General features: G+C 72.1%; 17 protein-coding genes. 4 read left to right on the top strand and 13 right to left on the bottom strand.

What is annotated here, in order from left to right; all coding sequences use genetic code 11:
* Positions 1–22: 22 nt before the first annotated feature.
* The 3 genes from ACFWRT_RS15965 to ACFWRT_RS15955 form a co-directional block, all read right to left on the bottom strand.
* On the bottom strand, positions 23–1,762 hold the full coding sequence (locus ACFWRT_RS15965; RefSeq protein ID WP_380949857.1) for an ATP-binding cassette domain-containing protein: 1,740 nt from the start codon (positions 1,760–1,762) through the stop codon (positions 23–25).
* A 146-nt stretch (positions 1,763–1,908) separates the two neighbouring features.
* Positions 1,909–2,652 (bottom strand): NUDIX hydrolase, encoded by a 744-nt coding sequence (locus tag ACFWRT_RS15960; RefSeq protein ID WP_380949858.1) that lies wholly within the window; start codon positions 2,650–2,652, stop codon positions 1,909–1,911.
* Between the two features lie 191 nt (positions 2,653–2,843).
* Complete coding sequence (locus ACFWRT_RS15955; protein WP_380949859.1) at positions 2,844–4,274, bottom strand: DUF4192 domain-containing protein; 1,431 nt, start codon at positions 4,272–4,274, stop codon at positions 2,844–2,846.
* Positions 4,275–4,384: 110 nt separating this feature from the next.
* On the opposite strand from ACFWRT_RS15955, the gene ACFWRT_RS15950 reads away from it, so the two are divergent.
* Together ACFWRT_RS15950 and ACFWRT_RS15945 are read left to right on the top strand one after the other, a co-directional pair.
* Complete coding sequence (locus ACFWRT_RS15950; protein ID WP_380949860.1) at positions 4,385–6,556, top strand: RecQ family ATP-dependent DNA helicase; 2,172 nt, start codon at positions 4,385–4,387, stop codon at positions 6,554–6,556.
* Between the two features lie 216 nt (positions 6,557–6,772).
* Positions 6,773–7,423, top strand: coding sequence for a hypothetical protein (locus tag ACFWRT_RS15945; RefSeq protein WP_350682983.1), 651 nt, complete (start codon positions 6,773–6,775; stop codon positions 7,421–7,423).
* A gap of 112 nt (positions 7,424–7,535) precedes the next feature.
* Here the strand turns inward: ACFWRT_RS15945 and ACFWRT_RS15940 are convergent, their stop codons facing one another.
* From ACFWRT_RS15940 to ACFWRT_RS15915, 6 genes are all read right to left on the bottom strand, one after another.
* On the bottom strand, positions 7,536–8,243 hold the full coding sequence (locus ACFWRT_RS15940; RefSeq protein ID WP_380949861.1) for a hypothetical protein: 708 nt from the start codon (positions 8,241–8,243) through the stop codon (positions 7,536–7,538).
* 22 nt (positions 8,244–8,265) lie between these two features.
* Positions 8,266–8,976 (bottom strand): ribonuclease HII, encoded by a 711-nt coding sequence (locus tag ACFWRT_RS15935; protein ID WP_026242271.1) that lies wholly within the window; start codon positions 8,974–8,976, stop codon positions 8,266–8,268.
* A gap of 95 nt (positions 8,977–9,071) precedes the next feature.
* Complete coding sequence (locus ACFWRT_RS15930; RefSeq protein ID WP_380949862.1) at positions 9,072–10,880, bottom strand: DUF4153 domain-containing protein; 1,809 nt, start codon at positions 10,878–10,880, stop codon at positions 9,072–9,074.
* Positions 10,881–11,081: 201 nt separating this feature from the next.
* The gene (locus ACFWRT_RS15925) at positions 11,082–11,990 is read right to left on the bottom strand and encodes an ADP-ribosylglycohydrolase family protein (protein WP_380949863.1); all 909 of its coding nucleotides are present in this window, start codon (positions 11,988–11,990) and stop codon (positions 11,082–11,084) included.
* 12 nt (positions 11,991–12,002) lie between these two features.
* The gene (locus ACFWRT_RS15920) at positions 12,003–12,662 is read right to left on the bottom strand and encodes a histidine phosphatase family protein (RefSeq protein WP_380949864.1); all 660 of its coding nucleotides are present in this window, start codon (positions 12,660–12,662) and stop codon (positions 12,003–12,005) included.
* Positions 12,663–12,735: 73 nt separating this feature from the next.
* Positions 12,736–13,341 (bottom strand): YdbC family protein, encoded by a 606-nt coding sequence (locus ACFWRT_RS15915; protein WP_380949865.1) that lies wholly within the window; start codon positions 13,339–13,341, stop codon positions 12,736–12,738.
* A gap of 184 nt (positions 13,342–13,525) precedes the next feature.
* On the opposite strand from ACFWRT_RS15915, the gene ACFWRT_RS15910 reads away from it, so the two are divergent.
* Positions 13,526–14,062: a TerD family protein gene (locus ACFWRT_RS15910; protein WP_380949866.1), complete on the top strand. Its 537-nt coding sequence runs from the start codon at positions 13,526–13,528 to the stop codon at positions 14,060–14,062.
* A 270-nt stretch (positions 14,063–14,332) separates the two neighbouring features.
* On the opposite strand, the gene ACFWRT_RS15905 is transcribed toward ACFWRT_RS15910, so the two are convergent.
* Together ACFWRT_RS15905 and nrdR are read right to left on the bottom strand one after the other, a co-directional pair.
* On the bottom strand, positions 14,333–17,224 hold the full coding sequence (locus ACFWRT_RS15905; RefSeq protein WP_380949867.1) for a vitamin B12-dependent ribonucleotide reductase: 2,892 nt from the start codon (positions 17,222–17,224) through the stop codon (positions 14,333–14,335).
* Between the two features lie 165 nt (positions 17,225–17,389).
* Positions 17,390–17,902, bottom strand: a complete 513-nt coding sequence (gene nrdR, locus ACFWRT_RS15900) for a transcriptional regulator NrdR (protein ID WP_128844588.1) — start codon at positions 17,900–17,902, stop codon at positions 17,390–17,392.
* Between the two features lie 468 nt (positions 17,903–18,370).
* Here nrdR and lexA point away from each other — a divergent pair, with 468 nt between their 5' ends.
* Complete coding sequence (gene lexA, locus ACFWRT_RS15895; protein WP_026242273.1) at positions 18,371–19,168, top strand: transcriptional repressor LexA; 798 nt, start codon at positions 18,371–18,373, stop codon at positions 19,166–19,168.
* Positions 19,169–19,266: 98 nt separating this feature from the next.
* Here the strand turns inward: lexA and ACFWRT_RS15890 are convergent, their stop codons facing one another.
* Positions 19,267–21,237, bottom strand: a complete 1,971-nt coding sequence (locus tag ACFWRT_RS15890; protein WP_380949868.1) for an ATP-dependent DNA helicase — start codon at positions 21,235–21,237, stop codon at positions 19,267–19,269.
* A 38-nt stretch (positions 21,238–21,275) separates the two neighbouring features.
* Positions 21,276–23,177 carry an IucA/IucC family protein gene (locus ACFWRT_RS15885; RefSeq protein WP_380949869.1) on the bottom strand — a complete coding sequence of 634 codons (1,902 nt, stop codon included), beginning with the start codon at positions 23,175–23,177 and terminating at the stop codon, positions 21,276–21,278.
* Positions 23,178–23,196: the final 19 nt, after the last annotated feature.

The following is a 23,196-nucleotide window of genomic DNA, read 5'->3' as shown; positions in this document are numbered from 1 at the left end:
TCTCGCCGCCGAGCCGGGGTGATCACCAACGCACCTTTCCGCGAAGGCTGGTGAACAGATACGCGCAGATCAGGGCCGACAACGACAGGGTGAGCGCGGCACCCACGGGCTGGGCCACCACCCGCGCGACGGCCAGGACCCAGCGGTCCGCCTCCTGCGGCAGTTGCCACCAGGCCAGTTCGCGCAGCCGGCCCGGAAGTCCGGTGACCGAACGCGCGGACGGTGCCTCGAACACCTTCTGCACCAGGGGAACCACCAGCACCGGAACGGCCAGTACGGCGGCGATCCCGGCCCCGGCCACCCGGAAGACACCCGCCGCCAGCAGCCCGGCCCAGGCGCAGCCCACGACCAGGCACGCCCAACTCGCGCCGAGTACCACGGCATTGGCCGGGACGGCGAGCAACTCCGGGCCGTAGAAGAGCCGGAGGCCCTGCGCGCCGCAGACGACGGTGAGCGAGGCAAGCAGGAGGGCGAATCCGGCGGTGACCGTCAGCTTGGCCACCAGCAGGCCGATCCGCCGGGGCACGGTGCCGCGGCCGGCGGCGAGCGCCGGGTAGCGGAACTCGTCGCCGAAGGAGAGCGCGCCCAGGATGCCCGCGCCCAGGGCGGCGGGAGGCAGCGGCAGCAGCTCGGGCCAGGCGGCGAGCGCGCGCGGCAGGGGTGTGCCGCCGGTACGCGCCAGGAGGACGGAGAGCGCGGCGGAGGCCAGCAGCACGGACGCCATGATCACGGTCGTCGTCCGGACGCCGAGGGAGCGCCGCAGTTCGTAGCGGAGCGGGCGCAGGGGCCCGCGGGCGGGGCGGACCCGGATCGGCGGCGGCAGTTCGGAGAGGGCGGCGGCGGAGGGCTGCCGGGCCTCGTCGTCGTGGGGCGGCGGGGCGGCGGCGGGTCCGGTGTCGCCGATCTCGTCGGCGAGTTGGTGGACCGGGACCCCGTGCCGGAACGCGGCGTCCCCGACCTCGGCGCAGGTGGAGCCGTACACGGTCAGCCGTCCGTTCGGCTCGGGGACCACCTCGACCGAGCGCTGTCCGGCCCGGGCCTCCCTGCTGACGACCGCCGCGAGCCGGGCCGCGTGCGGGGTGCGGACGGCGACGCGGGGGCGGAGCCGGGTGCGGGCGAAGTCGGCGACCTCCTGGTCCGCGACGAGGCGGCCGCCGTCGACGGTGACGACGTGATCGGCGGTGCGGGCGGCCTCCTTGGGGTCGGCGGTGGCGTACAGGACCGTTCCGCCCTGGGCCGCGTGGGCGCGCAGCAGCCCGTACAGCCAACTGTTCTCGCGCGGGGAGAGGCCTTCGGCGGGTTCGTCCAGGACCAGGGTGTGCGGGTCACCGAGCAGGGCGGAGGCGAGGCCGAGGCGTCGGTCCATCCCCACCGACAGGGTGCCGAGCCGCTGGTCCCCGAGCCCGGCGAGGCCCACGACTTCGAGCATCTCGTCGGCCCGGGCCGCGGGCGTCCCGGCGGCGGCGCAGAGCATCCGGAGCTGGCCGCGGGCCGTACGGGAGGGGTGCCCCGGTACGTCGCCGAGCAGCACGCCCACTTCGCGCGCCGGGTGGGCGATGCGGTGCAGCGGCCTGCCGCGGAAGTAGGCGACGCCCCGGCCGGAGTCGAGTTCGAGCATCAGCCGCAGGGTCGCGGTCTTGCCCGAACCGGGAGCGCCCAGCAGGGCGGTGACGCGGCCGGGCGGGGCCTCGAAGGTCAGGTCGTCCACGGCGGGCGGAGCGTCGCGACGGGGGGTGCTGGTGAGTCCGATGGCCTGGAGCATCGCTTCTCTCGCGTTCTCTCACGGAAGGTGAGACCGCTCGGCGGCAGAGGGGTACCGCAGCAACATAACGCGACATTTCCGACTTTTCGTGCAGCAGTGGACCCGCGGGTGTTCCGCACTCCCCCGGCTGCCGACAGGCCCCGCCGTCAGACCTCCGGCCGCAGCATCGGCGGGTTGAGCACCGTGGCCGCACCGGCCCGGAACAGCTGCGCGGGCCGGCCGCCCTGCCGTGTGGTGGTCCCGCCGGAGGGCACCAGGAAGCCGGGGGTGCCCGTGACCTTGCGGTGGAAGTTGCGCGGGTCGAGGACCACGCCCCACACCGCCTCGTAGACCCGGCGCAGCTCCCCGACCGTGAACTCCGGCGGGCAGAACGCCGTGGCCAGCGAGGAGTACTCGATCTTGGAGCGGGCGCGCTCCACACCGTCGGCGAGGATCCGCGCGTGGTCGAAGGCGAGCGGTGTCGCCTGCTCGCCCTCCCGGAGCAGGTCCTCCACAGGTGCCCAGCGGGCGCTGTTGGCGTCCCCGCCCGCCCGGGGCGCGGGCAGATCCGGGGCGAGCGCGAGGTGCGCGACGCTGACGACCCGCATCCGGGGGTCCCGCGCCGGGTCCCCGTAGGTGGCCAGCTGTTCGAGGTGCGCGCCGTTGCCCACGGCGGGCTTCGCCGGATCATGGGCGGACAGCCCCGTCTCCTCGACGAGCTCACGCGCCGCCGCGGACACGAGATCCTCGTCGGCCCTGACGAAACCGCCGGGCAACGCCCACCGGCCCTGGAAGGGCGTCTCCCCACGGCGGACCACCAGTGCGCAGAGCGCGTGACGGCGCACCGTGAGCACGACCAGGTCCACGGTGACGGCGAAGGGCGGGAAGGTCGACGGGTCGTAGGGCGGCATGCCGTGATCATAGTCGTCTGCCTGACGATAAACACTCCCTTCGGTACTCCGGTGATCAGGGAGATCCCGGGTGCGGCCGGATCCGGCCGCACCCGTCGAGAAGGTCTCCGCAGAGCGGTGCCGTAGAGCGGGCGGTGCCGTCGGGCAGGCAGCGGCCCGCCCGGCTCACCGCACTGCCGGGCCCGCCGCCCTCAGCGACGCGTCCCGGCGCCGCGCCTGCCGTACCGCCGGACGTCGCGCACGCGGCGTCCGGCGACCATCGGCCCGGGCCCGGGCACGGCCGCACCGGGCCGGGACGCCCCAGGCCTGGTCGCAGCGGGCACCGGTGGGGTCGCCCCGGTGTCCGTCGTCGCCCGGCGCCCGCTCGCGCGCCGCCGGGCCCGGTTCGCCGCCGGCCTGACCCTCCGGACATGCAGGGCGGGCCCCCTCGTGCCCCCGGCCCCCACCACCGCCCCGGCGTCCCCGGCACCCGCGACCGCCGCCTCCGGCCCTTCACCATCGGCGCCGTCACCGCGCAGGCAGCGGCGCAGGGTCTCCGGGTCCAGCCCTTCGTTGCACGCCCGGTGCAGGAGCTGCGCGAACGTGTACTCCGGGTCCGCGCGGAGCGCCATGGCCAGCGCGACCCGGGCGCCGGGCTCGTCGCCGGTGGACCAGGAGACCCAGCCCGCCAGGGTCAGCGGAGCCGCCGCGTGCTCGCCGTACGGTCCGACGCAGCGCCGGGCGAGGGTCCGCCACAGCCTCAGCGCGCGGTGCCCTTCGGGGCCTTCCATCCAGACCGCGGCCTTGTCCCGGGTCTCCCGGTCCTGGAGGCCAAGGATGACCGCGGCGGCCTCGTCCTCGTCGATCAGCTGGTCGTCCCCGAGGTCGGAGACGGCTTCCGGAGCGGGCGGCGTCCGCCCGAGGCGGTCCATCAGGGTGCGGGCGAGCGTGAGGGTCTCCTTCGCCACCTCGGCCTTCGCCCGCTCGTCCAGGATCCGGGGCGCCAGCGAGGGCGCGGCCCGGTCCAGCGCCCGCAGCTGTGCGGACACCTCGTCCGGCGTCTGCCACGGAGCGAGCCGCGCCTCCATGTCGCGCAACGTCCCCCGTACCCGGATCCCCGCATAGGCGGCAGCGGCGGCCATCACCGTCGTACCGGGCATGGCCAGGGGCTTTCCCTGGGGCGGGCAGCACCGGCCGTCGGGGCAGCAGTAGGACCAGTACCGGCCGTCCGAGAGGCAGAGCGCTTCGAGCACGGGCACGTCCAGCGCTCCGCACGCCGTACGCAGGCTCTGGGCGAACGGCCGCAGGCGCTCCATCGTCAGGCGGCCGCTCTCCCCGTCCGGCGAGTCCTGGCAGAGGAAGATCACGATCGCGTCGGGCCGTCCGTCACGGCGCTCGCTCCCCGAGATCAGGCTCTCCGCCAACTGTTCGGCGACCGGTCCCCATTCACCGGGCGCCCGTGGAATGCCGAGCCGGAGCCGGCCGCCGAACCGGCCCCGGCCACCGTGCAGCGCCACCATCACGACGCTGTCGCTGGGGTGGAAACCCATCAGATACGGGAGGGCGTCGGCGAGTTCGGCAGGGCCTCGCAGGGTGATCTGCTGACCGTCGGACGGGCCGGTGGATTCGTGGTGCTTGTTCATGGCTCGACGGTCCCGCGGTCCGCCGGATCCCGCGACCCCTGTGGATAACGTTATCCACAGGGGTGGCCCGGCGTTCGCGGTTTGTGGTCGTCATCGGGTTGCATGGAGGGATGACCAACGCAGACCGTGCAGCGCTCAGAGCTTCGGCCGACTCCGTCCTCGCCCGCCTCGTCGGGGATGCCACGGGTGCGGCCAGGCTGCGCGAGGACCAGTGGCTGGCGATCGAAGCGCTCGTCGCCGACAAGCGCCGGGCGCTGGTCGTGCAGCGCACCGGATGGGGCAAGTCCGCCGTCTACTTCGTGGCGACCTCGCTGCTGCGCGCGCAGGGCAGCGGCCCGACCGTGATCGTGTCGCCGCTGCTGGCACTGATGCGCAACCAGGTCGCGGCGGCCGCGCGGGCGGGGATCAGCGCCCGCACGATCAATTCGTCCAACACGGAGGAGTGGGAGAGCGTCCAGGCCGAGGTGGCGGCCGGTGAGGTCGACGTCCTCCTGGTCTCCCCCGAGCGGCTGAACAACCCCGACTTCCGGGACCAGGTGCTGCCTCAGCTCTCCGCCGCGACGGGTCTCCTGGTGGTCGACGAGGCTCACTGCATCTCCGACTGGGGGCACGACTTCCGGCCTGACTACCGGCGGCTGCGGACCATGCTCGCCGATCTCCCCGCCGGTGTGCCGGTGCTGGCCACCACCGCCACGGCCAACGCCCGCGTGACGGCGGACGTCGCGGAACAACTGGGCACGGGCGCGGGCACGGACGCGCTGGTGCTGCGGGGTCCGCTGGACCGGGAGAGCCTGAGCCTGGGTGTGCTCCAACTGCCCAACGCGGCGCACCGGCTGGCCTGGCTGGGCGACCACCTCGGGGAGCTTCCCGGTTCCGGGATCATCTACACGCTGACGGTCGCGGCGGCCGAGGAGGTCACGGCCTACCTGCGGCAGAACGGCCATCCGGTCACCTCCTACACGGGGCGGACCGAGAACGCGGACCGCCAGCAGGCGGAGGACGACCTGCTGGCCAACCGGGTCAAGGCACTGGTCGCCACCTCCGCGCTGGGCATGGGGTTCGACAAGCCCGACCTCGGCTTCGTCGTGCACCTGGGCTCGCCGTCCTCCCCCATCGCGTACTACCAGCAGGTCGGGCGCGCGGGGCGCGGGGTCGAGCACGCCGAGGTGCTGTTGCTCCCCGGCAAGGAGGACGAGGCGATCTGGCAGTACTTCGCCTCGGTCGCCTTCCCTCCCGAGGAGCAGGTGCGCCGCACCCTGGATGTCCTGGCCCGGTCGGAGCGGCCGCTCTCCCTGCCCGCGCTGGAACCTCTGGTCGACCTCCGGCGGACCCGCCTGGAGACGATGCTCAAGGTGCTGGACGTCGACGGTGCGGTGAAGCGGGTCAAGGGCGGCTGGACCTCCACCGGCGAGCCGTGGGTCTACGACTCCGAGCGCTACGCCTGGGTCGCCCGGCAGCGGGCCGACGAGCAGCAGGCCATGCGCGACTACGCCACGACGACGGCGTGCCGGATGGAGTTCCTGCGGCTGCGGCTCGACGACGAGGAAGCCACCGCCTGCGGGCGCTGCGACAACTGCGCGGGCGCCCGCTTCGACGACAAGGTCTCCCCCGCGGCCCTGGACGGCGCCCGCAGCGAGCTGGGCCGGCCGGGGGTGGAGGTCGCCCCCCGCAAGATGTGGCCCACCGGTCTGTCCGCGGTGGGCGTCGACCTCAAGGGACGTATCCCCGCCGGTGAACTCTCCTCCGCCGGACGGGCGCTGGGCAGGCTCTCCGACATCGGCTGGGGCAATCGGCTGCGCCCGATGCTGGCGGCGCAGGCACCGGACGCGCCGGTGCCGGACGATGTCACGGACGCCGTGGTCACCGTGCTCGCGGACTGGGCCAGGGGCTCCGGCGGCTGGGCCTCCGGGGCGCCCGACGCCGCTCCCCGGCCGGTCGGCGTGGTCACCGTCGCCTCGCGCCGCCGACCGCAGTTGGTGGAGTCGCTCGGCCGGCGCATCGCCGAGATCGGCCGGATGCCGCTGCTCGGGACGGTGACGTACGCGCCGGGCACCGAGGAGCTGACGATGTCGCAGACCAACAGCGCACAGCGGGTGCGGGCCCTGCACGAGGCCCTGAGCGTCGAGCCGGAGCTGGCGCAGGCGCTGCGGTCCGCCGACGGCCCGGTCCTGCTCGTGGACGACCTGTCCGACACCGGCTGGACGCTGGCCGTCGCCGCGCGGCTGCTGCGGCGGGCCGGAGCCCGGGGGGTGTGCCCGCTGGTCCTCGCGGTTCAGGGGTGACGGGACGCGTCATCCGGGTCGGGGCTGGGCAGGGATATCAGTGTCATTCCGGCTGATTCCCGTCAGCCGCGCCAATTGCTCGTTGCCGCCTGCCGATACGCCAGGAAGAATTGGGACTGCTCCCCGCACAGTTCTCGTCGGGCCCGGAAGGGCTGTGCCGCGGCGCGCCCTCACTCGACCCTGCCCGCACCATGGGCGCGTAGCGAAGGGAGGATCATGACCTTCGGATTCGCCCCGTCCTCAGCCACTTCGATATCGGCGTTCTCGACCCCACCGGGTGGAGCGGACTCCGTCAACCGCCTTGCCCGGATGCTCGAACCCGCCGAGTGGGCCTCGGCGGGGATACCGCTGCTGCGCAGTCCGCGCGAGGTCGTCAGCGGGCTGCACTCCCGGCACCGGCCGACGCCCGCCACCGCCGTCGTGGCGGTCCTCGACCATGAGGAACGGCTCACGGCGAGCGCCTCTTTCACCCGCCGGGACACAGCGGCGGCGGACGGCTGGGACTTCCGCAACGCCCTGCTCGCCCATCTGCGGCGCGTGATCCCGCACGATCTGCGCCGGCGTACTCCGGTGCGTACGGCCGTGCTTCTCTACTGCCGCGACGGCGACGAGCGGTGGACCGAGGAGGACGGCGCGTGGATGTGGGGCCTGCGGGACGCCTGTACCCTGCACGGGCTCCGGTGCGGTGCTTACATCACGCTGACCGGCGGGGGCTGGCAGGTGCTCGGCGAAGGGCGGGGCGGACGGCGGCCCAGCTCCCTGTCGGAGCCGGCTCCGCTGTCCGACCTCGTCACCGAACAGCAGCCCGCGCTGACGCGGACGGGTGGCGGCTCCGCCCAGGCGCTGCGCCGCTCGGCCGCCCGGTGACCGCAGAACACACCGGAAGCTGAGCCCCGGCCGCCCGTGACGGCGGCCGGGGCTGCTGCGCACCGGTACGACGGGTTACGACCGGTACGACGGTGACGACTGGTACGACGGTTCAGACACCCGCGCCGAGTGCGGAGTTGATCGTCTGCGGGTCTCCGCAGACGATCAGCAGCGCGGCGGCGCGGTCACGGGCGACGGGCAGCGCGCGGGTGACGGTGTCACCGGCGCCCCCGTTGACCGCCACGACGACGACGGGCCGCGGCTTCGCCCGGTCGACCGCGGAGGCGTCCGCGAAGAAGACGTCGTCACCGGCGTCCTGGTGGGACCAGTACGCGGCGTCGCCGAAGGACAGCTCGTGGGCGGCCCACGGGTGCTGCTCACCGGTGGTGAGCACCAGGATGTCGCCCGGCGCGCGGCCGGACTCCAGCAGCAGGTCGACCGCTTCCTCGGCCGCGTCGAGGGCCCCGCCGGCCGGGGCCGGGATCAGCTGGAGCTGGGGCGCGGAACGATTCTCCGGCCGGCTCGGAGCGCTCGTCGGCGCTACGGGAGCCGGTGCGGGAGCCGGTGCGGTCGCGGGTACGGATACGGGGTGTGCGCGCTGTGCCGGAGGCGTGGGGCGCGCGGGGCCGGGGACCGGACGACCGGGACGCGGCGTGGCCGCGGAACGCGGACCTGGTACGGGGCGGGGGGTCGGCGCGGTACGGCCGGCGGCCGGAGCGACGCGGGGACCCTGGGCACTCTCGTGAATCTGAGGCTCCTGAAGGATGAGGGAAGAGAGGCAGGAAAGGTGGTTGGTCGGGCCGACGTGGTCGGTCGGCATCGCGGTGGGCGCCTGCGCGCGATCAGAATTCGAAGCCGAGCTGGCCCCCGCTTTCGAGTGCGGCCGCCTCGGCGGAAAAACGGACCTTCTTCAGGTGCTGCCACCGGGGCAGCGCGTCCAGGTACGCCCAGGAGAGACGGTGATGGGGCGTGGGCCCCCGCTCCTCCAGTGCGGCCCGGTGCACCGGCGAGGGATACCCCGCGTTGGCACCGAAGGCGAAGTCTGTGTACTCCTCGGACTCCCCGCCCAGTTCGGCCATCATCCGGTCGCGGTACACCTTGGCGATGACCGAGGCGGCCGCCACCGCGATGCAGGACTGGTCGCCCTTGATGACCGTACGGACCTTCCAGGGGGCGCCCAGGTAGTCGTGCTTGCCGTCGAGTATCACCGCGTCGGGCCGCACCGGCAGCCCCTCCAGGGCCCGTACGGCGGCGAGCCGCAGCGCCGCGGTCATGCCGAGGTCGTCGATCTCCTGCGGGGAGGCGTGGCCCAGGGCGTGGGCGGTGACCCAGCTCTCCAGCACGGGGGCGAGCTGGGCACGCCGCAGCGGCGTCAAGAGCTTGGAATCGGTGAGGCCTTCGGGCGGTCGGCGCAGACCGGTGACCGCGGCACACACGGTGACGGGTCCGGCCCACGCCCCGCGTCCGACCTCGTCGACACCGGCAACGGTCCTGGCACCGGTGGTAGCGCGAAGCGAGCGCTCGACGGTGTGCGTGGGTGGTTCGTACGGCATGGCGCCAGACAGCGTACGCCGAGAGCGACGGCAGCGACACCCCGGGGCACCGGGGACACCGAGATTCGGCCGGGGGGCGTCGCTCCGGGGTGGGATCAGTAGGGGTCGTAGCCGTCGGGGTCCTGCTCGTAGCCGTCGCGCTCGCCTTCCCGTACGCCGTCCGTGCCCAGGCCGTAGCAGGTGCGGTGGTCGGCGGTGGCCGGGCGCTCGCGGAGGATCTCCTCGGCCCTCGCCTCGCCCCAGCTGGTGGCGTACCAGGGGGAGTCGGAGGTGTGCAGCTCGCGCTGGACGACCCGGAGGGCGCAGGAGCGCTGCGGCTCCGGCAGCTTGTCGAGAGCGGGTACGGCGTCGGCGGAGAGGTCCTTGAGGTAGTCGAGGTCGATCGAGGTGCCGTCGTCCTCGAAGCGCTGGACGTTCTGCTCGGCGACCACCGCGTCCGGGGAGATCGCCCCGAAGGCCAGGACGGCGGCCGCGGCGCTGACCGCGATCGCGCGCGGCAGGAACCGGGCGCCGAACACCCCCGCGGCCAGGATCAGGACGAACACGACGCCGAGCCAGAGTTCCATCGCGGCCACGGAGATCCGCAGCCGGGTGAGCCCGTACTCCTCGACGTACAGGTCCATGCGGCGCAGCGCCGAGGCGACGACGACCAGGGTGAGCACACAGAGGGTGCCCAGCACGGCGCGTACCAGTGTCCGGTCCCGGCTGCCGCCGCGCGGTGCCCAGCGCAGGGCCAGGGCGATCACGACGAGGGTGAGCAGGGTGGCCCAGAGCAACTGCCAGAAGCCCTGGCGGGCGTACTCGGCGTGGTCGAGCCCGGTCTTCTCCCGCACCTTGTCGTAACCCCCGAGGAGGACGACGAGCTGGAGGGTGATGAACGCGGCGAAGAGCAGGTTCAGGACGATGAGCGGAAGCGCCCACTCCGTACGTCCCCGGGGTTTGCCCGCCTGGACGATGAGCCCGTCCCAGCGCACGGGGGCGGCGGCGGTGCGGGCGGCGGCCAGCGCGCCCACGAGGCCGACGAGGAAGAGGAACGTCCGCAACGGGCCGTCGACGATCGACACATCGGGGGTGAGCCGGCCCAGCAGGTCGGCGAAGGCGGCGTCGGCGCTGGCGAAGAGCGTCCCGAACACCACGAGGAGCCCGACGGCCACAGCCGTGGTGCGTACGGCGGTGCCCCAGCGTCCCCGGGAGTCGTCGGCCCGCTCCCGTATCCCGCGCCAGCCCCACCGGACCCCGGCCGCGGCCGAGTCCACGAGGCCCACGGAGCCGATCAGCACGCCGAGCCAGCTCCGGCTGCCGTGCAGCGCGAGCGAGCCCAGGGCGAAGGCCGACACGACGGCCAGGAAGGTCGGCCAGCCCGCGTCCCGGAGGGCGGGCACCGCGAGCAGGGCGAGACCGCCGACGGCCCAGGTGGCGGTCCAGGGCCGCAGCCGGCGCCCCGCTGCCCGGGCGGCGAACCCGGCGGCGAGGGCGGCGGGCACGGCGACGATCAGCAGGTTCACCCCGAGGCCGTCGCCGAGCAGGAGCGCGCTGAGTACGGCGGTGGCCAGGGCGGCCCACAGGACGGCGGGCGGGATCGGCGGGGGCGCGGCCGGGCGCAGCTTGGCCGTCGCGCCGGGGCGCTTGACGGGGGGCTGCCAGGGGCGGCCGGGCTGCCAGGTCTGCTGCGCCCCCTGGGCCCGCTGCCGCTGGGCGTGGAGGTACGCGGGGGTGGCCGGCGGCTCGACGGCCTGGGCCGGGGACGGCGAGGATGACGATGACCGCAACTGCGGCTGCGGCTGCGGCTGCGGCTGCGGCTGCGGAGTCGGTGAGGGGTCGGCCGGGGGGCCTGACGCCTTGGGCGACTCGGACGCCTGAGGCGCCCCGGACACCCCGGATGCCTCGGACGGTTGTTCGGACATGGGACCCCTCCCCCACCGAGCACCCGCGCACACCCCATAGGGGCGCGTGGTCCCGGCATCTCATTCGGCGCACGCCCAAGAAGGTCGATCGGTGAAGATCGACCAGGGGGCGGCGTGGCCGAAAGATTAGTCCCGAACCGGTGTTCGCGAACACTCAGAGTGAGGCCTGTGGCAGGACCGTGACAGTCCCCTGTCAAACAGTCAGTGCCGCGCCGGGAGTAGCCAGCCGGGCGGTGCCTCCGTCTGCGCCAGCCAGTCGGCGGGCGGCGCCCCGGCGGTACAGGCGGCGACGACGCCCCCGACGATGGCGCAGGTCGTGTCGACGTCGCCGCCCGCCTGAGCCGTCAGCCAGAAGGCCTCCTCGAAGTCTCCGAGGCTCCTGGCCGCCGACCAGAGGGCGAACGGCACGGTGTCGTGGGCGCTGGTCCTGCGGCCGTTGCCGAGGACCGCGGCGACCGTGCCGGCGTCCTGGTAGTCGAGCATGTCGCGGGCCCGGCGCAGCCCTGCGCCGACCGCGCTGCGGGGCACGAGCGCGATGACACCGTCGAGGAGCTCCTCGGGCTTCGGCGGCCCGCCCGGGGCCGCGGCGAGCGAGGCGGCCGCCGCGACGGCCATCGCGCCGACGACGGCCTCACGGTGCTGGTGGGTGGTGTACGAGGAGATCTCGGCCTGGTGGGTGGCCTGCTCCGGGTCGTCCGCGTACCAGGCGCCGAGCGGGGCGATCCGCATGGCCGAACCGTTGCCCCACGACCCCTGCCCCTTGAAGAGCCCCGAGGCCAGCTCGCGCCAGTCGCCGCCCTCCCGTACGAGCCGGAGCAGCCGGTTCACGGCGGGGCCGTAGCCCCGGTCGAAGTCGTGGTGCTCGGCGAAGGAGTGCGCGAGCGCGTCCTGGTCGATACGGCCGTGGGCGGCGAGCACGGCCAGGACCGAGGCGGCCATCTCGGTGTCGTCGGTCCACTGCCAGGGGCCGGGCGGCAACAGGCGCTGTTTGAGCAGCGGGTAGTTGACCGGGACGAAGAACTGGGAGCCCAGGGCGTCTCCCACGGACAGGCCACGCAGGCTGGCCAGGGCGCGTTCGAAGCGCCGCTCGGAAGCAGAATCAACGGTCATCGCCCTGCCACTCTATCCGGTGCGGCCGTACGGCTCAGGGGTGCGCCAGTGCTGGAAGGGCCGGTCCAGGGTGTAGCGGCCGTTCTCGCCGAGGAGCAGGGTTCGCGCCTCGCCGTTGCCCGGGTTGGAGAGCGATTCGAACTCGGCGACCGACCAGTGGAACCAGCGCATGCAGAACAGCCGCATCGTCAGCCCGTGGGTGACCAGCAGGACGTTCTCCGGGTGGTCCGGCTCCTCGAAGCTGCGGTGCAGGCTCTCCAGGAACGCGCCGACCCGGTCGTAGACGTCGGCGCCGGACTCCCCCTGGGCGAAGCGGTAGAAGAAGTGCCCGTAGGCGTCCCGGTAGGCCTTCTGGAGCCGTACGTCGTCCCGGTCCTGCCAGTTGCCCCAGTCCTGCTCGCGCAGCCGGGGCTCCTCGCGGACCCTGACCAGGGCGGGATCAAGACCGAAGACCCGGAACGTCTCGTGGGTGCGCCGGTAGGGGGAGATGTAGACGCTCACCCGCTCCTCGCCGAACTGCTCACGCAGCCGCGCCCCGGTCTCCTCGGCCTGCCGCAGGCCCGTCGCGGTGAGCCGGAGCGCGTGGTCGGGCTCCCGCTCGTACACCGTGTCGTCGGCGTTGCCCTCGGACTCGCCGTGCCGGACGAGGACGATGCGCTGCGGTCGTGCCATGCACCGACCCTAGGGGGTGTACGGCGATTCCGCGTGATCCGTACAGATCACGCGTGATCCTCAGGCGCCGATGTCAGACCGTCCAGGAGGGTTCCAGCTCGACGACGTCCCCCGTCAGCGCGGCCACGTCCGTCTCGGTCTGCGCTCGGGCCGCCAGGCGCTCCGCCCCGTCGGCGCGGTACTTGCCCCGCTCGGCAGCCGACTTCCACAGGGACAGCACGAGGAACTCGTTGCCGGGCGCCTCCCCGAAGACCCCGCGCAGCATGCCGGGGGAACCGGCCATCGCCGGGTTCCACACCTGCTTCTGCATCAGCACGAAGTGCTCGGCCCGGTTCTCGTGCACGCTGCTGTGCGCGACCCTGACGACATCCGCGTCCGTGAAGTCCGGCTCGAAACCCGTCTTCACGTCGAACCGGCGCTCGAAGAGCATGACCTGCATGTCGCGGAAGGTGCCGGCCTGCCCGGTCGCCGGGCGGTCGTGTCCACGGGCCATGAACGAGTCGTAGAAGACGCGGTTCTCCCAGAACGCGAAGACATGGGCGACACCGGGGCGCGTTCGGCTCCACCCGCCGCTCTGCCCCCTGAACCCCGGCTCGCCGAGCAGCCCCGCCCACTTCCGCTGTCCCCGCTCGAAACCATGACGGTCCACCACGGAACAGCGAATCCACTTCACCAGCACCGCGCCATCGTACGGCGCGGAACGTGGCACGGGTCACGGTCCCCCGCAAGGCCGTCCCCGAGCACATGGCCCGATCCGGTCGCCCGCCACGCGGGCAGTTGGCGGCGCGGCCCGTTCCGTACATGATCGGGTGAATCGGATGATGAGAACGGTCCGTGGACCGTCGGCCAGGAGGGGAAGTCCGGTGAGCACTCCGAACAAGGACATCGAGAAGGTCGAAGTACGGATCAAGTGGGACCCCAGCCCGCACGGTCAACCGGACGTCGACCTCGACATCATCGCGGCCACCTACCCGGCGGACGCGCCGTACGGCAGCCCCGCGTACCTGGTGCACTTCGACAGCCGCTCGCCGGACGGGACCATCACGCTGAACCGGGACAGCAGGACCGGCCAGGGGTTCGGCTTCGACGAGGTCATGACGATCGAGCTGGGCCGGCTGGCGGACCGGTACGGCCGGGTCGTGGTCGGCGTCGCCATCCAGCAGCGCGAGGGCCGCACGACCTTCGGCGAGGTCGGCAGCACGGTGGTGGAGATCCGGGAGGGCTACACGAGCCTGGTCGAGGACGACTTCGCGCGGGTGGCGTCGTCGACGGCGGCCGTCGTCGGGGAGTTCTCCCGTACCGGTTCCGGGCAGTGGACGTTCCGTGCGGAGGTACGTGGCTTCGACGCCGACCCGAACACGTTCGCCGCGGTGATGGGGGACCGCGACGCCGGGGCCTGACGCGATGCCTCGACGCACACCTCTCCACGCCGACGTCTTTCGGCCAACCAGGGTGAGGACCAACCAGGGTGAGGACGACTTCGCGAGGCCGCGGGTCCTGAGCACAGGGCCCGCGGCATCACCGCACGGCGGTCAGGTACTCCTGGGCCTTCGTCACGTTCGAATGGTGGCGCTCTCGCACACCACACCCCTCCCCAGGAGAGCTGCCCGAACGCCGAAGGGGACCGGCCCGGGGCCGGTCCCCTTCACACGTCACCGCTCAGCCGGGTGTCAGCTGCAACCGCTGGTCGAGCCGCAGCCCTCGCAGATGTAGCAGGAGCCGGCGCGCTGCATCTTCGTCCCGCAGGAGAAGCAGAGCGGGGCGTCCGCGCTGATGCCGAGCTGCATCTCGACCAGCTCGGCCGAGGTGTGCGCCGTCGCCGGAGCCGGCTTCTCGGCGGACTCGCGGGGAGCCGTCACCGCCTTCAGCTCGGGCTGCACCGGGGCCGACTGGGCGAGGGCCTCGGTGTCCACGTCCGCCTCGAAGGACTGCTCGTACGAACCGGTGTCGAGGTGGCGCTGGCGCTCCTCGGCGGAGTGGATGCCGAGGGCGGAGCGGGTCTCGAAGGGCAGGAAGTCGAGCGCCAGGCGGCGGAAGATGTAGTCGACGATCGACTGCGCCATCCGCACGTCCGGGTCGTCCGTCATGCCGGCCGGCTCGAAGCGCATGTTCGTGAACTTCGAGACGTACGTCTCCAGCGGGACGCCGTACTGCAGGCCGACCGATACGGCGATGGAGAAGGCGTCCATCATGCCCGCGAGGGTCGAGCCCTGCTTGGACATCTTCAGGAAGACCTCACCGAGACCGTCGTCCGGGTAGGAGTTGGCGGTCATGTAGCCCTCGGCGCCGCCCACCGTGAAGGAGGTGGTGATGCCGGGACGGCCCTTGGGGAGGCGCTTGCGGACCGGGCGGTACTCGACGACCTTCTCGACCGCCGTACGGATGGTCTCCTCGGCCTTCGCGGTGACCTCTTCCTTCTCCTTGTCCTTGGTCTTGGCGGAGAGGGGCTGGCCGACCTTGCAGTTGTCGCGGTAGATCGCGAGCGCCTTGACGCCCATCTTCCACGCCTCGAAGTAGACCTCTTCGACGTCCTCGACGGTGGCCGTCTCGGGCAGGTTGACGGTCTTGGAGAGCGCGCCGGAGATCCACGGCTGGATGGCCGCCATCATCCGGACGTGGCCCATCGCGGAGATGGAACGCTCGCCCATCGCGCAGTCGAAGACCTCGTAGTGCTCGGGCTTGAGGCCCGGCGCGTCGATCACGTTGCCGTTCTCGGCGATGTGGGCGACGATCGCCTCGATCTGCTCCGGCTGGTAGCCGAGACGGCGCAGCGCCTGCGGCACCGTGCCGTTGACGATCTGCATCGAGCCGCCGCCGACCAGCTTCTTGAACTTGACCAGGGCGAGGTCGGGCTCCAGGCCGGTGGTGTCGCAGGACATCGCGAGACCGATGGTGCCGGTGGGCGCGATGACCGAGGCCTGCGCGTTGCGGAAACCGTTCTTCGCTCCGAGCCGGATCACGTCCTGCCAGGCTTCCGTCGCGGCGGCCCAGACCGGCGAGTCCAGGTCGTCGACGTGGACGGCCTTGGCGTTGGCGTCGGCGTGCTGCTTCATGACGCGCTGGTGCGGCTCGGCGTTACGGGCGTAGCCGTCGTACGGGCCGACGACCGCGGCCAGCTCGGCGGAGCGCTTGTACGAGGTGCTGGTCATCAGCGAGGTGATGGCCCCGGCCAGGGCGCGGCCGCCGTCGCTGTCGTACGCGTGGCCGGTCGCCATCAGGAGGGCGCCGAGGTTGGCGTAACCGATGCCGAGCTGGCGGTAGGCGCGGGTGTTCTCGCCGATCTTCTGCGTCGGGAAGTCCGCGAAGCAGATCGAGATGTCCATCGCGGTGATGACCAGCTCGACGACCTGGGAGAAGCGCTCGGACTCGAAGGACTGGTTGCCCAGGCCGTCGTCCTTGAGGAACTTCATCAGGTTGAGGGAGGCGAGGTTGCACGAGGTGTTGTCCAGGTGCATGTACTCGCTGCACGGGTTCGAGCCGTTGATCCGGCCGGACTCCGGGCAGGTGTGCCAGGCGTTGATGGTGTCGTCGTACTGGATGCCCGGGTCGGCACAGGCCCAGGCGGCCTCGGCCATCTTGCGGAAGAGGGACTTGGCCTCGACCTCTTCGATGACGTCGCCGGTCATCCGGGAGCGCAGCCCGAACTTGGAGCCCGCCTCGACGGCCTTCATGAACTCGTCGTTCACCCGGACCGAGTTGTTGGCGTTCTGGTACTGGACGGACGTGATGTCGTCGCCGCCCAGGTCCATGTCGAAGCCCGCGTCACGCAGGGCGCGGATCTTCTCCTCCTCCTTCACCTTGGTCTCGATGAAGGCCTCGATGTCGGGGTGGTCGACGTCGAGGATGACCATCTTGGCCGCACGGCGGGTGGCGCCACCGGACTTGATGGTTCCGGCGGACGCGTCGGCGCCGCGCATGAAGGAGACCGGTCCCGACGCGTTGCCGCCGGAGGAGAGGAGCTCCTTGGAGGAGCGGATACGGGAGAGGTTCAGGCCGGCGCCGGAGCCGCCCTTGAAGATCATGCCCTCTTCCTTGTACCAGTCGAGGATCGACTCCATGGAGTCGTCGACGGCCAGGATGAAGCAGGCGGAGACCTGCTGCGGCTGGGGCGTTCCGACGTTGAACCAGACCGGGGAGTTGAAGCTGAAGACCTGGTGCAGGAGGGCGTACGCCAGCTCGTGCTCGAAGATCTCGGCGTCCGCGGGAGAGGCGAAGTAGCTGTTCTCCTCGCCGGCCTTCCGGTACGTCTTCACGATCCGGTCGATCAACTGCTTGAGACCGGTCTCGCGCTGCGGGGTGCCGACCGCGCCGCGGAAGTACTTGCTGGTGACGATGTTGACCGCGTTCACCGACCAGAAGTCGGGGAACTCGACGCCACGCTGCTCGAAGTTGATCGAGCCGTCGCGCCAATTGGTCATGACGACGTCCCGGCGCTCCCACGCCACCTCGTCGTACGGGTGCACGCCGGGGGTGGTGTGGATGCGCTCGATACGCAGACCCTTGCTCGCCTTGGTGCCCTTGGTGCGGGAACCTCGTGCCGGGCCGCTCGCCGTCTCTGTCATGCCGCCTCCCATATGTGGGCAAAAACGCCCTGAAGTGCCCAGTTCTTCCCAGGCACAGTGTGTGTCCGTCGTCCTGCGGGCCACGTAGGGCCGCGGGAACAGGTTCTGAAGCGCCCGGTCACCAGCCGGAGGACATGACTCCGGACGGTGACGGGCAGGTGCCGCTCAGTCGGCGGCAATGGCAGGGGCGGGGACCTCAAGGGTCTCGCCGCTCCCGCAGTCCTCCGCGGTGGGCCGCTGCGCGCGCAATTCCACGATGGCGGCCTCGAAGTCTTCCAAGGAATCGAACGCCCGGTAGACGGACGCGAAGCGCAGGTACGCGACGAGGTCGAGTTCCTGCAGGGGGCCGAGTATGGCCAGACCCACGTCGTGGGTGGTCAGCTCGGCACTGCCGGTGGCGCGCACCGCCTCCTCGACCCGCTGGCCGAGTTTGGCGAGGGCGTCCTCCGTGACGGGCCGGCCCTGGCATGCCTTGCGGACGCCGGAGATGACCTTGGTGCGACTGAAGGGTTCGGTCACGCCGCTGCGCTTGACCACCATCAGCGAGCACGTCTCCACCGTGGTGAAGCGGCGGGAGCAGTCGGGGCACTGGCGGCGGCGACGGATCGACGTCCCGTCGTCGGTGGTGCGACTGTCGACGACCCGGCTGTCGGGGTGCCTGCAGAAGGGGCAGTGCATGGCTCCCAACCCTCCTTCACAGCGCGACTGAATAGCCTCTCCGGCCGGCCCTCGCGGGCCCCTCGGAGGCAGTCCCCAGCATAGGCGATGGCCCTGGTCCGAATGAACCCGGGACCACAACTTCTGGGCGGCCGGGACGATCCAACCACTAGATCTAGGGTTGCGTCGCAATTTCGGCCCTACCGCGTGTCGCGCCCCGGACGTGTCCGGAGGAAGCGCGGGCCAGGGAAGAGGCTACGGGAATCGCGCGGTGCGCGAACCGCCGGGGGCCGGGAGCGCGGATGCGGGATGAAAGACTGGGCGCGGACCTCGGCCGGACCCGTACGAGCCCTCCGCTCCCTGCTCATACACCTCCGGGAAGCATCGCGGCAGCCCTTTATTCGTTTTTCACTCGAACGTGTGTTTGGCGCAACCTTTCGAAAGCTACTACCGTTGTCCAGCTAGGGAGACCATTCGAGAGGGGCCGACGTGACCACGACCGCAGACAGTGCCACCATCACCGCCCGGGACCACCGCTCCCAGAGCCGACTTGAGCCGGTGCATGCCATGAATGACTCAGTCACGAACACGGACGGGCCCGAGCCCGCGCGACCCGGGCGCTCCTTGCCCGGGAGGCCGCCAGGGATCAGGGCGGACAGCTCGGGGCTCACGGACCGGCAGCGGCGGGTCATCGAGGTCATCCGGGACTCCGTGCAGCGGCGGGGCTACCCGCCCTCCATGCGGGAGATCGGTCAGGCGGTGGGCCTGTCCAGCACGTCGTCCGTCGCCCATCAGCTGATGGCCCTGGAGCGCAAGGGGTTCCTCCGGCGGGACCCGCACCGGCCCCGCGCCTACGAGGTACGCGGATCGGACCAGCCCAGCACCCAGCCGACCGACACGACGGGGAAGCCCGCCGCGTCGTACGTCCCTCTGGTGGGCCGGATCGCCGCCGGTGGGCCGATCCTCGCCGAGGAGTCGGTCGAGGACGTCTTCCCGCTGCCGCGCCAGCTCGTCGGCGACGGCGAGCTGTTCGTCCTCAAGGTCGTCGGTGACTCGATGATCGAAGCGGCGATCTGTGACGGCGACTGGGTCACCGTGCGCCGCCAGCCCGTCGCGGAGAACGGTGACATCGTCGCCGCGATGCTGGACGGTGAGGCGACGGTCAAGCGCTTCCGCCGCGAGGACGGCCATGTGTGGCTGCTCCCGCACAACGCCGCGTACCAGCCGATCCCCGGTGACGAGGCGACGATCCTCGGCAAGGTGGTGGCGGTGCTGCGGCGGGTGTGAAGACGCACCGGTCGTCGACCTCACGTAGATGATGAAGCCCCGGGACCGCCGCAAGGCGTCCCGGGGCTTCATCATCCACGTGTCCTACGTGCCGTCCGCTACTTGCCGTCCGCCTTGGCCAGGGCGTCGATCGCGGCGAGTGAGCGGCGGGCCTGGTTGCGGTCCGTCGTGTACCAGAAGTCCGGCAGCGAGGCGCGGAGATAGCTGCCGTACCGCGCGTTGGCGAGGCGCGGGTCCAGCACGGCGACGACGCCCTTGTCCCCCGTGGCCCGGACTAGGCGGCCCGCGCCCTGGGCCATGAGCAGCGCGGAGTGCGTCGCGGCCACCGCCATGAACCCGTTGCCGCCGGCCTCCTCGACCGCCTTCTGGCGTGCGCTCATCAGCGGGTCGTCGGGACGGGGGAACGGGATCCGGTCCATGACCACCAGCTGACAGCTCGGCCCCGGCACATCGACGCCCTGCCAGAGCGAAAGGGTGCCGAAGAGGCAGGTCTCCGGGTCGGCGGCGAAGTTCTTGATCAGCTCGCCGAGGGTCTCCTCGCCCTGGAGCAGGATCGGCTTGTCCAGCCGGCCCCGCAGCTCCTCGGCGGCTGCCTTGGCCCCCCGCATGGAGGAGAACAGCCCCAGCGTGCGGCCGCCCGCCGCCTCCACCAGCTCCGCCAGCTCGTCCAGCATGTCCGTACGGGAGCCTTCGCGGCCCGGAGTGTTCAGATGGCGGGCGACGTAGAGGATGCCCTGCTTCGGGTAGTCGAACGGGGAGCCGACGTCCAGCCCCTTCCACGACGGGATGTCGTCGCCCGCCATGCCCTCGGGAGCCAGCCCCAGGGAAGCGCCCACCCCGTTGAAGTCCCCGCCGAGCTTCAGCGTGGCCGAGGTCAGGATCACGGAACGCTCGGCGAAGAGCTTCTCGCGCAGCAGCCCGGAGACGGAGAGCGGAGCCACCCGCACGGAGGCGCCGAACCGGTCGTGCTGCTCGTACCAGACGACGTCGTACTCCGAGCCCTGGGTGATGCGCTCGGCGACCCCGTGGATCGACTCGACCGAGGCCAGGGCCTGCTTGCGGACGGCGTTCTCGTCCTCGACCGACTTGTCCCGGGTGGCGCCGATCGCGGAGATCACCGTACGAGCCGCGTCCCGCAGCGCCATCAGCGCGTACCCGAGGTCCTCGGGCACCTCCTCAAGGCGCCCCGGGAGGGCCAGCTCCATCACCCGCTCGAACCCCTCGGCGGCGGTCTGGAGCGCGTCGGCGGCCTTCTCGTTGACCAGCTTCGCCGCCCGGCGGACCGCCCGGTTGACCTGGGCCGGGGTCAGCTCCCCGGTGGCCACCCCGGTGACCCGGGAGACCAGCTCGTGCGCCTCGTCCACGATCAGCACCTCGTGGGAGGGCAGCACCGGGGCGCCCTCGATGGCGTCGATCGCGAGCAGCGCGTGGTTGGTGACGACCACATCGGCGAGCTTGGCGCGCTCCCGGGCCGCCTCCGCGAAGCACTCCGCTCCGTACGCGCATTTCGACGCGCCGAGGCACTCGCGCGAGGAGACCGAGATCTGCGCCCAGGCCCGGTCCGAGACGCCGGGGGTGAGGTCGTCCCGGTCGCCGGTCTCCGTATCGCTCGACCAGTCCCGCAGCCGCAGCAGGTCCTGGCCCAGCTTGCTGGAGGGCGCCGCCGCCTCGAACTGGTCGAACAGCCCCTCCTCCTCGTCCTGCGGGACCCCCTCGTGGAGCCGGTGCAGGCAGAGGTAGTTCGACCGGCCCTTGAGCATCGCGTACTGCGGGCGCCGGCGCAGCAGCGGGTGCAGGGCGTCCACCGTGCGCGGAAGGTCCCGCTCCACCAACTGCCGCTGGAGGGCGAGGGTGGCCGTGGCCACGACGACCCGCTCCCCGTGCGCCAGCGCGGGCACCAGGTAGCCGAGGGACTTGCCGGTGCCGGTGCCGGCCTGGACCAGCAGGTGGGATTGGTCGTCGACCGCCGCGGCGACGGCCTCGGCCATGGCGGCCTGGCCGGGGCGCTCCGTACCGCCGACGGCGGTGACGGCGGCGTGCAGGAGCTCGGGGAGGAGTGGCTTCGTCATAGCCCGACCACCCTACGGCGCGCCACTGACAACGGTGGTCACTCCCGGATCCGGGCGGAGGGGTGCAGCGGGTTGGGAACCGTGCCGTGGATCGCCGCGTGCGGGCGGCTGGAGCGGTCGCGGTAGCCGTCCACGTGCAGGCGGTTGCGGTTGAGACAGAGACGTTCGATCTCGGGGGTGAGCATGTCGAACAGCTCGAACCGCTCCTTGAGCTCGGGGAAGCGGGCGTGGTGGCGGACGATCTCCGCCCGGACGAGTGACCAGAACGCGTCCTCGCTCACCCCGAGCTGCTCCTCGCAGAGCGGGGACAGATAGCGGAAGACGCCGACGAAGAGGCCGGAGTGGATGAACTGGGTGAGGAAGGACGGCGCCTCGGTGAGGAGGACCGTGCGGACCTCTTCGGGCATGGTGTCGTGCTCCGGCAGCGGGTGGGCGCTGACGTTGACGTCGTCGACGAAGTCCTTGATCGCCAGCCGTACGGGCACGTCGTTCTCGTCGAAGACGACGATGGCGTTCTCGCCGTGCGGGGAGAAGACCGTCCCGTAGCGGTAGAGGAAGTGCAGCAGCGGCGGCAGCAGGGCGGCGAAGAGGCGGGTGAGCCAGGCCTCCGGGGCGAGCCCGGAGCGCTCGACGAGTTCGGCGGTGAACGCGCGGCCCGCCGGATCCGTATGCAGGAGGGAGGCGAGCGTGCGGGCGCGTTCGCCCGGGTCGAGGCGGGGCGGCAGGGGCTCCCGCCAGATGGCGCCGAGGAGCTCCTTGTACTGGTACGGGGCTTCGGGGAGGTGGTCGTAGAGCGGGTGTTCCACGGCGACGGAGGCGACCTCGCCGAGGAGGATGACCCGACAGGTGTCGCGGAGGAACGGATCGGCCTCGCACAGGCCCTGGACCCAGGCGGTGACGGCGGGGGCGGCGAGGGTCCGCTCGGTGGGCAGGCCGCGCCAGACGAGCGTGTTGAGGATGGAAAGCGGCAGCTTCACCGTGTGCCGGTCGGGGCGGGACACGTTGGCGAACGTACGGACGGACTGCTGGGCGAGGCGTGCGTCGCCGTCGGTGTGCAGCGCCACGATGTCCCCGTCGGCGATGGCGTGGGCGAAGAGCGGCACGATCCACTCGTCCCACTGCCAGGGGTGTACGGGGAGGTGGAGGTAGCTCGCCGGGTCGAGCCCCCGGGCGTCCAGTTCGGCGGCGAACGCGGCGCGTACGGAGGGGTCGAGCTCCTGGGCGTAGAGGTGCTCGGGGGTGGTGAGTCGGCCGACGCCCCGGTACTGCGCGATGCGGGTGCTCACGGCGATCCACGGCAGCCGGAGGGGGCTGCGGGTCTCGGGCGTGAAGCGGGCCGCGTCGGAGGCGGAGAAGCCGAGCCGCCCCTTGCTCGCCACCAGCCAGGGGTGGCCGGTCTGGTGGCCTTCGAGTTCGGCGTAGCCGAGGTCAGCGAGCTCCCGCGCGGTGAGGGCGGTGTGGTCGAGGCGGGCGTCGGCGGAGAGCGTGAGGGTCAGCTCCCGGATGAGGTGGCCGAGCGTGGCGCCGTCGAGGCCGAGGAGGCCGCGGGCGCGGGCGAGGAACCGCAGCGGGTCGCGGAACGGGCGGGCCGTACCGTCCGAAGTGCCGTTGGCGGCGGCGTGGCTGGAGGAAGCGCCGTTGGAGAGGGGGCTTGCGGGCGGATGGGCCGTCTCGACGGAGTCGGGGTCGACGCGCCAGCTTCCGTAGACGCCGCGGCGGGCCGAGAAGCGGAGTTCGGTGCCGTCGTCGAGCGAGAGAGCGTACAGATGGCCGTCGCCGGGCCGGCGCTCGGGCTCGATGATCTCCTCGTACGCGAACTCGCCGAGCATCTTGGCGAGCAGCCGCGCCGCGGCCCGGTCCCAGATCTGCCGGTTCAGCTCCGGGGGGCTGAGGAGTGGGTGGGGCTCGACTGCGTCAGGGCTCGCGGGATATGTCGGCACGGGGACTCCTCCGGGTGGG

Source organism: Streptomyces cyaneofuscatus, assembly GCF_042718795.1.
Classification (GTDB): Bacteria; Actinomycetota; Actinomycetes; order Streptomycetales; family Streptomycetaceae; genus Streptomyces; species Streptomyces cyaneofuscatus_A.
Note: the sequence above shows the minus strand (reverse complement) of the source record. Positions and strands in the feature narration are given on the sequence as shown.

Coding starts and splice junctions, on each gene's coding strand:
- ACFWRT_RS15965 (WP_380949857.1), bottom strand. CDS start 1,762: ATGCTCCAGGCCATCGGACTCACCAGCACCCCCCGTCGCGACGCTCCG.
- ACFWRT_RS15960 (WP_380949858.1), bottom strand. CDS start 2,652: ATGCCGCCCTACGACCCGTCGACCTTCCCGCCCTTCGCCGTCACCGTG.
- ACFWRT_RS15955 (WP_380949859.1), bottom strand. CDS start 4,274: ATGAACAAGCACCACGAATCCACCGGCCCGTCCGACGGTCAGCAGATC.
- ACFWRT_RS15950 (WP_380949860.1), top strand. CDS start 4,385: ATGACCAACGCAGACCGTGCAGCGCTCAGAGCTTCGGCCGACTCCGTC.
- ACFWRT_RS15945 (WP_350682983.1), top strand. CDS start 6,773: ATGACCTTCGGATTCGCCCCGTCCTCAGCCACTTCGATATCGGCGTTC.
- ACFWRT_RS15940 (WP_380949861.1), bottom strand. CDS start 8,243: ATGCCGACCGACCACGTCGGCCCGACCAACCACCTTTCCTGCCTCTCT.
- ACFWRT_RS15935 (WP_026242271.1), bottom strand. CDS start 8,976: ATGCCGTACGAACCACCCACGCACACCGTCGAGCGCTCGCTTCGCGCT.
- ACFWRT_RS15930 (WP_380949862.1), bottom strand. CDS start 10,880: ATGTCCGAACAACCGTCCGAGGCATCCGGGGTGTCCGGGGCGCCTCAG.
- ACFWRT_RS15925 (WP_380949863.1), bottom strand. CDS start 11,990: ATGACCGTTGATTCTGCTTCCGAGCGGCGCTTCGAACGCGCCCTGGCC.
- ACFWRT_RS15920 (WP_380949864.1), bottom strand. CDS start 12,662: ATGGCACGACCGCAGCGCATCGTCCTCGTCCGGCACGGCGAGTCCGAG.
- ACFWRT_RS15905 (WP_380949867.1), bottom strand. CDS start 17,224: ATGACAGAGACGGCGAGCGGCCCGGCACGAGGTTCCCGCACCAAGGGC.
- nrdR (WP_128844588.1), bottom strand. CDS start 17,902: ATGCACTGCCCCTTCTGCAGGCACCCCGACAGCCGGGTCGTCGACAGT.
- ACFWRT_RS15890 (WP_380949868.1), bottom strand. CDS start 21,237: ATGACGAAGCCACTCCTCCCCGAGCTCCTGCACGCCGCCGTCACCGCC.